This is a genomic window from Marinobacter sp. tcs-11 (assembly GCF_002049515.1).
Classification (GTDB): domain Bacteria; phylum Pseudomonadota; class Gammaproteobacteria; order Pseudomonadales; family Oleiphilaceae; genus Marinobacter; species Marinobacter nauticus.
Genome location: NZ_LLYU01000006.1, coordinates 101,428 through 113,324, shown reverse-complemented (window position 1 = coordinate 113,324; position 11,897 = coordinate 101,428). Strand labels below are relative to the sequence as shown.

Annotated in this window: 11 protein-coding genes and 1 tRNA gene; 5 read left to right on the top strand and 7 right to left on the bottom strand. The window is 58.5% G+C overall.

All coding sequences use genetic code 11. From position 1 onward, the window contains the following. Positions 1 to 12: 12 nt before the first annotated feature. From ARC85_RS08920 to ARC85_RS08895, 6 genes are all read right to left on the bottom strand, one after another. On the bottom strand, positions 13 to 651 hold the full coding sequence (locus tag ARC85_RS08920) for a 50S ribosomal protein L25/general stress protein Ctc (protein WP_141067811.1): 639 nt from the start codon (positions 649 to 651) through the stop codon (positions 13 to 15). 165 nt (positions 652 to 816) lie between these two features. Beyond that, positions 817 to 1,767 (bottom strand): ribose-phosphate diphosphokinase, encoded by a 951-nt coding sequence (locus ARC85_RS08915; RefSeq protein ID WP_011785828.1) that lies wholly within the window; start codon positions 1,765 to 1,767, stop codon positions 817 to 819. A gap of 52 nt (positions 1,768 to 1,819) precedes the next feature. Beyond that, a tRNA-Gln gene (locus ARC85_RS08910) sits at positions 1,820 to 1,894 on the bottom strand. A 22-nt stretch (positions 1,895 to 1,916) separates the two neighbouring features. Beyond that, positions 1,917 to 2,780, bottom strand: coding sequence for a 4-(cytidine 5'-diphospho)-2-C-methyl-D-erythritol kinase (gene ispE, locus ARC85_RS08905; RefSeq protein WP_141067725.1), 864 nt, complete (start codon positions 2,778 to 2,780; stop codon positions 1,917 to 1,919). Between the two features lie 3 nt (positions 2,781 to 2,783). Next, complete coding sequence (lolB, locus tag ARC85_RS08900; protein WP_022991936.1) at positions 2,784 to 3,410, bottom strand: lipoprotein insertase outer membrane protein LolB; 627 nt, start codon at positions 3,408 to 3,410, stop codon at positions 2,784 to 2,786. Next, positions 3,407 to 5,164: a tetratricopeptide repeat protein gene (locus ARC85_RS08895; RefSeq protein WP_141067726.1), complete on the bottom strand. Its 1,758-nt coding sequence runs from the start codon at positions 5,162 to 5,164 to the stop codon at positions 3,407 to 3,409. Before ARC85_RS08895 ends, lolB begins: the two co-directional genes overlap by 4 nt. Positions 5,165 to 5,398: 234 nt before the next feature. Here ARC85_RS08895 and hemA point away from each other — a divergent pair, with 234 nt between their 5' ends. From hemA to ARC85_RS08875, 4 genes are read left to right on the top strand one after another with little or no spacing between them, the layout of a single operon-like run. Further along, positions 5,399 to 6,688, top strand: coding sequence for a glutamyl-tRNA reductase (gene hemA, locus ARC85_RS08890; protein ID WP_014420702.1), 1,290 nt, complete (start codon positions 5,399 to 5,401; stop codon positions 6,686 to 6,688). Further along, complete coding sequence (gene prfA, locus ARC85_RS08885; protein WP_011785823.1) at positions 6,685 to 7,776, top strand: peptide chain release factor 1; 1,092 nt, start codon at positions 6,685 to 6,687, stop codon at positions 7,774 to 7,776. The genes hemA and prfA overlap by 4 nt, the downstream gene beginning before the upstream one ends. Beyond that, complete coding sequence (gene prmC / locus ARC85_RS08880; RefSeq protein ID WP_141067727.1) at positions 7,763 to 8,620, top strand: peptide chain release factor N(5)-glutamine methyltransferase; 858 nt, start codon at positions 7,763 to 7,765, stop codon at positions 8,618 to 8,620. Before prfA ends, prmC begins: the two co-directional genes overlap by 14 nt. An 11-nt stretch (positions 8,621 to 8,631) precedes the next feature. Further along, positions 8,632 to 9,378 carry a HesA/MoeB/ThiF family protein gene (locus ARC85_RS08875; RefSeq protein ID WP_141067728.1) on the top strand — a complete coding sequence of 249 codons (747 nt, stop codon included), beginning with the start codon at positions 8,632 to 8,634 and terminating at the stop codon, positions 9,376 to 9,378. A 147-nt stretch (positions 9,379 to 9,525) separates the two neighbouring features. Here the strand turns inward: ARC85_RS08875 and phrB are convergent, their stop codons facing one another. Then, positions 9,526 to 10,917: a deoxyribodipyrimidine photo-lyase gene (phrB, locus tag ARC85_RS08870; RefSeq protein WP_286714729.1), complete on the bottom strand. Its 1,392-nt coding sequence runs from the start codon at positions 10,915 to 10,917 to the stop codon at positions 9,526 to 9,528. A 151-nt stretch (positions 10,918 to 11,068) separates the two neighbouring features. On the opposite strand from phrB, the gene ARC85_RS08865 reads away from it, so the two are divergent. Continuing rightward, complete coding sequence (locus ARC85_RS08865; RefSeq protein ID WP_141067730.1) at positions 11,069 to 11,881, top strand: DUF432 domain-containing protein; 813 nt, start codon at positions 11,069 to 11,071, stop codon at positions 11,879 to 11,881. Positions 11,882 to 11,897 lie beyond the last annotated feature (16 nt).

Genomic DNA, 11,897 nt, shown 5'->3' with positions numbered 1-11,897 from the left:
CCCCCGGAGTTATTACTCCTCGCCGCCTTCTTCGCCTTCCTCGCCTTCAGCGTCGTCCGCCTTGGCGCCTTTCGGCTTGTGGATAGAGGCAACTGGCAGGTCGTGGTCTTCGCCCTGCTGCAGAGCGGCAACTTTAACGCCTTTCGGCAGTTTCAGGTCGCTCAGGTGAACTACCTGGTCCATCTCGACTTCGTTCAGGTCGACTTCGATGAACTCGGGCAGGTCCTGCGGCAGACAGATCACTTCAACTTCGGTCATGGTGTGGGAAACAATGCCACCCTGGAGTTTCACGGCCGGAGCTGTGTCTTCGTTGATGAAGTGCAACGGTACGTTAACGTGAATCTCGTGGTCCTTGTCAACGCGCAGGAAGTCGGCGTGAGTCAGGATGGGCTTGTACGGATGACGCTGCAGATCCTTCAGGATCACGCTCTCTTTTTTGCCCTGAATGTCGACGGTCAGGATGTGAGAGAAGAAGGCTTCATTTTCGATGGCCTTTTTAAGTTCATTGTGCCAGATGGCGACCGGAGTTGCGTCTTTGCCGCCACCGTAGATGATGGCCGGAATCTTACGCTCTTCGCGACGCAGGCGGCGGCTCGCACCTTTCCCCTGATCGTCACGAGGAAATGCTTCAATAACAAAATCCTGAGACATGGTAATTACCTCGTTGGTCATCTGAGCGGCCCGCGACCAGGCTCTGAACAGATGAGCATTTCAAAAAGACCGGAGTTTTCCGATCGACTAAAAGAGTCGGGAGCCCTGTTGGACTCCCGACCCGGAAACTGCCTTTAAGTCTGAGGGTTACAGCGATAAGGCTGTTCAGACGTTCTCGAACATGGCACTGATGGACTCTTCGTTGCTCACGCGGCGAATGGATTCGGCGAGCAGCCCAGCCATGCTGAGGGGGCGGATTCTATCACAATTTTTGGCTTTGTCACCCAGCGGGATGGTGTCGCACACCACCAGTTCGTCCAGCTCCGAGTTGTTGATGTTCTCGATGGCCGGGCCGGAAAGTACCGGGTGAGTAATGTAGGCAACCACGCGGGAGGCGCCGTGCTCTTTGAGCGCGTTGGCGGCTTTGCACAGTGTGCCGGCGGTGTCGACGATGTCATCCACCAGGATGCAGGTCTTGTCGCGGACGTCACCGATGATGTGCATTACCTGGGAAACGTTGGCCTTGGGGCGACGCTTGTCGATAATGGCCAGGTCGGCATCATCCAGGCGCTTGGCAACAGCGCGGGCGCGGACAACGCCGCCTACGTCCGGAGATACGACGACAAAGTTCTCGAACCGCTGTTTTTCAATGTCTTCAAGCAGTACCGGGGTGGCGTAGATGTTGTCCACCGGGATATCGAAGAAGCCCTGAATCTGGTCGGCGTGCAGGTCTACGGTCAGCACACGATCCACGCCAATGCTGGAGATCATGTCGGCGACCACTTTGGCGCTGATGGCTACCCGGGTAGAGCGAACGCGACGATCCTGACGGGCGTAGCCGTAGTAAGGAATAACGGCGGTGATTCGTGTGGCGGATGCACGACGCAGGGCGTCAGCCATCACGATCAGTTCCATCAGGTTGTCGTTGGTGGGGTAGCAGGTGGGCTGGATAATGAAAACGTCGTGACCACGAACATTCTCATTGATTTCAACGGTGGTCTCGCCATCGCTGAAGCGGCCTACAGTGGCCTGGCCCATGGGAATATGGAGTTTTCTGGCAATATCACGCGCAAGTTCGGGGTTGGCATTGCCAGCGAAAATCATCAATTTGGACACGACAGCATCCTTCTCAGTATCGGCGTTTGATTCAGAAGAAGCGGGAGAAAGGTGGCTGGGGTGGCAGGATTCGAACCTGCGCATGACGGGATCAAAACCCGTTGCCTTACCACTTGGCGACACCCCAATATCATCGTGCTTTTTTGGCATCATTTCAGCTCTGTCAGCTTTTTGTGCAGAGGTGAATGGTTCACCCCTTTAGCTACGAACCCCGTGATGCCGGAGGGTTTGCTTTCCCAGATAATCCGGGCTGCGGATTCTGTCGGGAAACGTCCAAAAATGCAAGCCCCGGTTCCGGTTAATCTTGCAGGTCCGAATTGTGAAAGCCACTCCAGGCTCTGGTTAACCTCAGGATACAGTTTTCGAACTACATCCTCACAGTCGTTTCGGTACCTCGAGGCGTCTCCCTCAAAAGCGGGGCGTATTTTGATTTTTGGTGTGTCCCTTGTCAACCCTTCGGCTGAAAAAATCTTTCCGGTGCTGATGTTGCACTCGGGTTTGAGCACCACAAACCAGTCTTCCGGCGGGTTTGTGGGGGTCAGTTTTTCGCCGACACCCTCGCCAAAGGCTGCATGGCCACGCACAAATACTGGCACATCGGCGCCCAGGCGCAGGCCGATTTCTGCAAGCTGGTCTTCGCCCAGATTCAGTCCCCAGAGGCGGTTCATTGCAAGCAGGGTGGTTGCGGCGTTGGAGCTGCCGCCACCCAGGCCGCCGCCCATGGGCAAGCGCTTGTGGATGTGAATGGTAACGCCGGGGAGCGTGTTCTCGGTGGTTGCGGCCAGGGCTTTGGCTGCCCTGATCACCAGGTTGTCACTGTCCGGAACACCTGGTACGGGTTCTGCCAGTCGTATGCCGGGCTGCTCCGGAGTCAGTGTGAACGTGAGTTCGTCGCCATAGTCCAGAAACTGGAACAGGGTCTGGAGCTCGTGGTATCCGTCCAGGCGCCGGCCAACGATATGCAGGAACAGGTTGAGTTTGGCGGGTGAGGGCAGGGTAATCCGGGTTAACAATACTCAGTCCTCTTGTTGCCATTCGCTGATGACCACGCGTACCCGTTTGTCGCCGTTCAGGGCTGTGATCCGGGCAGGAAGCGCGGGCAGGCTGTCAATGAATGGCTGCCAGCGGTCATAGCGAATTTCCCAGCCATCCTGCCGCAAGATGGCCAGTTGGTGCTGTTCGTCGAACAGCAGGCGGAAATCACCCTCCGGCGCCGGCAATCCTCTAACCCACCAGGCGAGGTTGTCGATGGGCAGGTTCCACCCTGTAGCGGCGGCCACCAGGGTTTCCGGGTCTGAGGACTGGTAGGTCTCACCATTGGCCAGAGTCAATTCTATGAAGCCCGGAACGCCCGTGAGTCGTGTTGTGCCCATGCCCAGAAATGAGGATGACAGCGAGAGGTCGTAGCGTTCACCCTGCTGGCGCCAGCCATTGATAATGGCAGTGCCGCTGTCTGAGGGTTGTTTTACCGCCAGCTTTCCTCTCAGTTGCCATTGGTCAAAGCGGCTCAGGTGGTTGCTGCGCTCGGCCCAGTCGGCGGGCGGCTGGTTGGTCATGCCCTCGGGCAAAGGTTCCAGCTGGATGGTGGTGCAGCCGGTCATGGCAGCGGTTAGCAATGCCATGCCAAGTAATCTTCGGATCATTGGTCAGCCCCATCACTGGTCAGCCGGTCGATGGTTTCCCGAAGAATTTCATGGTCCGGGTTCTGATCCAGCCCTTCTTCCCAGATGATACGTGCCTGTTCTTCATTGCCGGTTACCCACAGGACTTCGCCATAGTGTGCCGCTACTTCCGGGTCCGGGTAGGCTTCCCAGGCGCGGGCCAGAAAGTCGAGGGCCTGATTCGTTTCGCCCTGGCGGAACAGTATCCATCCCATGCTGTCGAGAATGGCCGGGTTTTCCGGGTCCAGCGCGATGGCTTTCTCAATATAACCGCGGGCTTCATCCAGGCGATCAGTACGTACCGTCAGAATGTAGCCCAGGGCGTTCAGGGCAACGGCATTGTCCGGTTGCAGTTCGAGGATGGTTTTCAAATCCTGCTCTGCGCCAGCCGGTTCTCCCATGGTGTCCTGTAGCATGGCCCGCGCATAGCGAAGTTCAACGTTGTTCGGGTAGCTTTCCAGTGCAGCATCGGCTGCGGCAAGGGCTTGCTCATTCCGCTCCTGATCGATCAGCAGATTCACCTCCAGCAGCCAGAATTTCTCGGCGTGATCAGGGGCTCGCTCGCGCAGGTTCTGGATATGGGCAATGGCCTGGTCCAGTTCGCCGGCCTGGGCCTGCAGTTCGCTGGCACGGGCCAGCGACGGGAAGAAATAGTTTCCCCGTTGCACGCTCTGGTAGTACTCGATCGCCTGGTCGGTATTGCCGGCATCTTCCTCAATGCGTCCCAGGTAGTAGCTGGCTTCATCTTCATGGTGGCCCTGCTCGATCAGGCGGGTCAGTTCCTCCCGGGCCAGTGCGGGTTGCTGGTTTTCCAGGGCGACCAGGGCGTGTGAGAGTCTTAGTCCCGGGGTGTCCGGATAGCGTTTTACCAGCCGTTCAAATTCGTCCTGGGCCGCCTGCAGCTCTCCCTCGTTAATCAGCATGCGGCCATAGAGGGTGCCCATCTGGCGGTTGGCCGGGAAGCGCCGGGTGTTGGTGGTCAGGTAATTCAGTGCCTCACGTTTCTGCCCGGTCTGGTAGAGCAGGTCGCCCTTGAGGATGATGGCCGGCTGAAAGCTAGGCTCTTGCTCAAGCAACTGGTTGATCTGCCGGAGGGCGACGGTCGGGGTGCCAGTTATTTTCTGCAGCAGGGCAATGCTGTACTGCAGTTCGGGGTTATCCGGGTGCTTGACTGCCAGTTGACTGTAAAGCGTCAACAGCTCCTGTTGCTGCGCGGGCGGCAGTCCCGCGGCCATGGCAGCGAGGCTGTCAAAATCCGCATCTTCTCCCTGGTCCATGATCTGCTCCATATGGAACAGGGCGTTTTCCAGTTTCTGGCGCTTGACCGCCTGAATGGCCGATATCCGATGTGCTTCCAGATTGTCGGGGTCCACGTCCAGCCAGAGTGTAGCCAGCTGTTGCTGGGCATTGTCTGCATTCAGAGACTGGGCGATCCGCATGGCCCGCTCAATCACGCCGGTGTCCCGTGAGGTTTTCGCAGCCTGGAGGTAATTGACCAGGGTGACATCGTAACGGCCACGCTGGCCTGCCACTTCAGCCGACAGAAGCTGGTAAAGCACTTCCGGTTCGAATTCGGCATAGTTGATGGGCGTGGCAGGCGGGGTAGCTGCGGGGGTATCGGTCCCGGTTACCTCATCGGCGGGTTCTGGGGTACCAGAAAATACGGCGCAGCCCGGAAGTGTGACGAGAGTGAGTCCCAACAGGCAGGTAACCAGATACGGTGCGGATTTTTGCATGCAACTTCCTGTGTGCTATCGGCGATAGGTCTGTGAAAACCGTTTTCTGCCCGGTAATTGAGGCAGATCGGGTTGCGGCCACGGCCAAGGCCCTATAATGGCATAAGCGTCTGAACTTGCCCAACCTGTCCGCACTTGCCGAAGGCGACGGGTTTTCGGGTGGCGACTGAGCAGTTGCCCCGGTAGAATGGCGAGTGATTATCCATAATCAGGGCAGGGTTTTCTGTACTCCAAATGGCACTAGTAACGCTGGGAATCAACCATCGCACCGCACCCGTGGAGATCCGCGAGCGTGTGGCGTTCACGCCGGAGCGAATGGCCGAGGCCTTTTCAGAACTCCGTGCTGCCTCCGGTGCCAGCGAGGCGGCTATCCTGTCCACCTGCAACCGGACGGAACTCTATCTGGCCGGCGATGACGACTGTGCCCCCTCGGTGTTGCGCTGGCTGGCCGGGTTCCACGAGCTGGATGTGGCCGACCTTGAAAACGTGCTCTATGTGCATCGGGATTCCGATGCGGTGCGCCATATGATGCGGGTGGCCGCTGGCCTGGATTCCATGGTGTTGGGCGAACCGCAGATTCTGGGCCAGCTCAAGGATGCCTATGCCCTGGCGCGGGAACACAGCGCCACCGGTTCCTTCCTGTCCCGGTTGTTCGAGCAGACCTTTTCAGTAGCCAAGCGGGTACGCACCCAGACGGCCATTGGTGAAAACCCGGTGTCGGTTGCCTATGCCTCGGTCAGCATGGCGCACCACATTTTTGCGGACATGTCCCGCAACAAGGCGCTGCTGATTGGTGCCGGGAAAACCATTGAACTGGTCGCCAGGCACCTGGCAGAAGCCGGTGTGCGCAGTTTCCTGGTGGCCAACCGTACACTGGAGAAGGCCCAGGCGCTGGCAGAAGCCCACGGTGGTAAAGGCATTCTGCTGTCGGAAATTCCGGATCATCTTTCCGACGTGGATATCGTGATTTCCTCCACCGCCAGCCCCTTGCCCATTCTGGGCAAAGGCGCGGTGGAAAGGGCGTTGAAGAAGCGCAAGCACCGGCCCTATTTCATGGTCGATATCGCCGTGCCCCGGGATATTGAACCGGAAGTGGCCTCGCTGGCCGATGTCTACCTCTATACCGTAGACGACCTGCGCCAGGTGATTGAAGAGAATATTCGTTCCCGGGAAGGCGCGGCCCGGGAGGCGGAAAACCTGATCAGCAGTGGCGTTCAGGATTTTCTGGATCAGCTGCGTGCCCTGGATGCGGTTTCCACCCTCAAGGTGTTCCGTCAGCGTGCAGAATTGCTGCGTGATGCGGAAACCGAGAAAGCCCTGCGCGCCCTGCGCAACGGCACTGATCCTGAGACGGCTCTGCGCTCACTGGCGCGGGGCCTGACCAACAAACTTCTGCACCAACCCTCGGTTCAGGTACGCAAGGCGATGGCCGAAGGCCGTACCGAAGTGACCGAATGCCTGAGGGAGCTTTACCAGCTGGACGCACTGGAAGCTGACGAGCCCACCACCACGGAAAAACTATGAAACCATCCATCCAGTCCCGCCTCGAACAGCTTGTTGAACGGTTCGAGGAGGTGAACGCGTTGCTGAGTGATGCATCGGTGATTGCCAATCAGGATAAATTCCGGGACCTGTCCCGTGAATTCGCCGAGATTGAACCGGTGGTCAAGTGTTTTCAGGCTTGGCGACAGTCTCTGGAGGACATCGATGCGGCCACGGAGCTGGCCAAAGACGGCGATGCAGACATGCGGGAAATGGCCGAAGAGGAGCTGGCCAGTGCCCGGGCTCGCAGTGAAGAGCTGGACGAAGAATTGCAGCGTTTAATGCTGCCCAAAGACCCCAATGACACCAAGAATGTGTTTCTGGAAATCCGTGCCGGCACCGGGGGCGATGAAGCCGCTATCTTTGCCGGCGACCTGTTTCGCATGTATTCCCGCTATGCCGAGAAACGCCGGTGGCAGGTCGAGGTGCTCAGCGAAAATGAAGGGGAGCACGGCGGTTTCAAGGAAATCATCGCCCGCCTCTCTGGCGATGGCGTTTATGGCACCCTGAAATTTGAATCCGGTGCGCACCGGGTGCAGAGAGTGCCGGAAACCGAATCCCAGGGCCGCATTCACACCTCGGCCTGCACGGTTGCCGTGATGCCGGAGGCCGACGAAGCCGAAGCAGTCGAGATCAACAAGGCCGACCTGCGGGTGGATACCTTCCGCTCCTCCGGTGCCGGTGGTCAGCACGTGAACAAAACTGACTCGGCGATCCGTATTACCCACCTGCCCACGGGTATTGTGGTGGAATGCCAGGAAGAACGTTCCCAGCACAAGAACCGCGCCAAGGCCCTGAGCCTGCTGGCCTCCCGCCTTCAGAATGCCGAGCTGGAAAAGCAGCAGAAGAGCATGGCGGAAACCCGCAAGAGCCTGGTGGGCAGCGGTGATCGTTCCGAACGTATCCGCACCTACAACTTCCCTCAGGGCCGGGTAACGGATCATCGTATCAACCTGACTCTGTACAAGCTCGACGAAGTGATTGCCGGAGATCTGGACGCCGTGGTGGTTCCCTTGCAGCAGGAACACCAGGCGGAACTGCTGGCAGATATGGCCAATGAGCAACAGTGAATGTTCGCTCACCTGTGAGGCCCTGCTGAGAGAAGCGGCAGGCCGGATTGGTGGTGAATCTCCCAGGCTGGATGCCGAACTCCTGTTGAGCCATATCACCGGCCTGACCCGCACCAGTTTCCGGGCGTGGCCGGAGCGGGACGTGCCGGTGGAGCAGGCAGAGCGGTTCTTCGCGTTGGTGGGCGAGCGTGCCAGCGGCCAACCCGTTGCCTATCTGCTGGGGGAGCAGGAGTTCTGGTCTCTCCCTCTGAAAGTCAGTCCGTCCACCCTGATCCCCCGGCCAGATACGGAGTGCGTGGTAGAGGCCGGGCTTTCGCTGGAATTACCTGCCAGCGCAAGCGTGCTGGACCTCGGCACCGGGACCGGTGCTATCGCGCTGGCTCTGGCCAGTGAACAGCCTGGCTGGCAGATTATGGCCAGTGACCGTGTTGAAGACGCGGTCGCCCTGGCCCGGGAAAACAGCCAGCGCCTGAGCCTGCCCATTACCGTGGTAAAGAGCCACTGGTTTGACCAGATTCCCGCCGGTACTTTCGACCTTCTGATTTCCAATCCACCGTATATACCGGCCAGCGACCGACATTTAAGGGAAGGCGATGTGCGCTTCGAGCCTGAATCTGCCCTTGTGGCCGGAGACGACGGCCTGGACGATATTCGCCTGCTGGTGACCGAAGGACTGAAATGGCTCAATACCAATGGCTGGATGCTGCTGGAGCATGGCTACGACCAGGGCAGCGCCGTACGGGATTTGTTTGCCAAAGCCGGATGGCGCAACATAGAAACCCGCAAAGATTACGGCGGCAATGATCGCATGACCCTGGCCCGAAAACCGGCCAGCGACCAATAGCGAGAACAACTATGCTCAGCGACGAAGAACTCCTCCGCTACAGCCGGCAAATCCTGATGCCCCGGTTCGACATCGCCGGCCAGGAAAAACTCAAAGCCGCCCATGTACTGGTTATCGGCGCTGGCGGCCTGGGGTGTCCTGTGGCCCTCTACCTGGGCGCCGCAGGTGTTGGCCACCTGACTCTGGTTGACGATGACCAGATCGAGCTGGCAAATCTGCAGCGCCAGATAGCCTTTGAGCAAAGCTGGCTGGGCAATTCAAAAGCCGAGCGTCTGGCAGAGCGGGTGAGGGCCATCAATCCGGAAATTACCGTTAACGCAGTCAATCGCCGGGTGGATGGCGATGATCTGCGCCAGCTGGTGAGCGAATCCACACTGGTGCTGGACTGCACGGACAACTTCAACACCCGGTTTGCATTGAACCGGGCTTCGGTTTCTTCGAAAGTGCCCCTGGTTTCGGGTGCTGCAATAAGAGGTGAAGGCCAGCTTTCCGTTTACGATCCTCGCCAGTCGGAAAGCCCTTGTTACCACTGTCTGTATCCTGAACAGGGCAACGAAGACCTGACCTGCTCAGAAGCCGGCGTCATCGCTCCGTTAGTCGGCATGATCGGCTCGGCTCAGGCCATGGAAGCAATAAAAGTAATCTCAGAGGTAGGCAGGCCGCTTGTCGGTCGCTTGCTCCTACTCGACGCCTGGCAAATGGAGTGGCGAGAAATAAAACTCGCAAAAGATCCAGACTGCTCCGTATGCGCAGGCTAACGCCAAAGTAGTGTCGGGTTGGGAATGCCCTTCCAAAAATTTGCGGAGCCATGGATGGCGGAGCAGAAGCGCCACAGGGATGTGCCGTAAGGAGCGGTTTTTGGAAGGGCATTCCCAACCCGACACGGCGGTTAACACGCCAAATGATCAGTCCTTTAGCGCCTGAAACCTGGCAATGGCCTCTTTACGGGACTCTTTCAGATCGACAATGGGTCTGGGGTAGCCTTTCGGGATAACACCGCCCTTGGAAGGATCATGAATCCGCTTGTTGTCCAGCTTTGCCAGCTCCGGCACCCAGTTCCGAATAAACTCCCCCTTAGGATCAAACCGCTCACTCTGGGTCACCGGATTGAACACCCGAAAGTAGGGCGCAGCATCGGTACCCGTTGAGGCACTCCACTGCCAGCCACCGTTGTTAGACGCCAGAAAGCCATCCACCAGATTCTGCATAAACCAGGCTTCACCAAGCCGCCAGTCGATGAACAGGTTCTTGGTCAGGAACATGGCAGTGATCATCCGCAGGCGATTGTGCATCCAGCCGGTGGCTTTCAACTGGCGCATGGCTGCATCCACAATAGGGATACCCGTGCGGCCTTCCTTCCAGGCTTCGAAATGCTCGCCCGGCGTATTCCAGGCCAGAGCCTCGGTTTCCTCCTTGAACGCACGCCCCATACTCACCCGCGGGTAGTGATAAAGGATATGGATGTAGAAATCCCGCCAGGCGATTTCATTGATCCAGGTTTCCACGCCTTCCCCGGAAAGGCCGGATTGCTTTGCCGCAATCAGGCACTGGCGCCCGGAGAGCACGCCATTGGCAAGGTAGGGGGAGAGCTGGCTGGTGCCATCCAGCGCCGGGAAGTCCCGATTATCTTTGTAGTCCTTGGAGCGCTCCGCCAGAAATGCCTCCAGCTGCTCGTGGGCGGCATCCTCTCCCGTCGGGACCAGGGGCTCCGGTGCCTCTCTGAACGGAGCCGGCAGGGTGTCGGTCTGTTCGGGTTTGACCGCGTTGCCGATCGCGGCGGGCCTGGGGTGCAGAGTGGGCCGTGTTTCCTCTATCCAACTGCGCCAACGACGGGAGAAGGGCGTAAACACCGAATAAGGTTCGTTCTGCTGGGTCAGAATCTGGCCGACCGGGGCGACTGTCTGATCACGGTACTTGCTCACCCGGATGCCGAAATCCACCAGGCGATCGCGCAGTGCTTTATCCCTGCGGCGTTCGTTAATGCCGTACTCCTCGTTGAAATGGACGTCGGCAATGTCACTGTCCGTGCAGAACTGCAGCAGCGCATCGCTGCCATCCGAAAAACGCTCGGCGTTCAGGAATGTCAGTGGAACGCCAAGCTCAGCCAGTTCCCGGGCCAGGGCGTTGGCGTGTTCAAGAACAAAGCGTACCCGGGCGGCAGACCAGTCGTGTTCCTGCCATTGCTGAGGGGTGACAACAAAACACGCGCGCACCGGTTCTCCTGACTGGCACGCGGCCGTCAGGGCAGGGTTGTCGGCAAGCCGAAGGTCATTACGGAACCACACCAGTTGTGTCATCGGGTCATCCAGGTCGTTGACGGGTGCATATAAGGGTAAATACAACCCAAAAAATCATAGGCTTGTATATTCGCTGCAACTACCGGATTGGATTATAGTTAAAACCAGCCGCCACCGAATCACGCTGACAACAAGGAGCCGTTTCGCAGGCATGACCGAGCAAACCGAAAGCCAGCGCGAAGGTGTCTGGGCGCACCCCTATCAACTGGCATCCGGCCAGACACAGCAACATCAGCTAGGGCATACCCGGGTCTGGATTACCCTGCTGGACCTTGAGTGGCAGGTGCGTGAGGAGAAGCTGGATATTCATTCCGATCCCCTCCATTGGCAGGAAACCCTGGGCCATACCGTGCCATCCGCTGCTATCCCGGTGCAGCGTTTTGTGCGTATGGATGATCAAGGTATCGTCCGTTTCAACCCCGCTATGGGCTGTCGTCCCACGGTTATACGGCCGTTCCAGCCTTTGACCATTCCTGCCGGTGGGCGCTGTTTGCTTTACGTGGGAACCTCCTTGTGGATGAAAGTGTGTGTAGGCGATGGGCAAACAGAGCTGACCGAGATCCCGCTGGCCGTGCCCTCCATGACCTGGCTTGGCCGTAACACCATGGAGGGAGAGCTTTGCTACGCTTCCTCCACGTTTGGTCGTCTGGCACTTGAGGCGGTGCCGAAACGTCCCTGGCGGGCCGTTACTCCGGTGACCATTATCAATCGCCGTGAGCAGTCACTGCTGCTGGAGAGGTTCAGCCTGCCCACGCCATTGCTGGCCCTTTATCGTAACGAGCGTGGACAGCTGTGGACGCCGGGTGTCACGGTGGAGTGTGAAACCGATATGAACTCTGCCAGCCTGAATATTGAACAGTCGGTACCCGCCTGTGCCGGTCAATGCCAACTGGTGGCGCCGCCCCGGGAAAAGCTGGCCAAAGGGCGCCGCCTGGTGCGGGCTTTTGACCGAATGTTTGGCTGACAGAATCAGGAGCAAC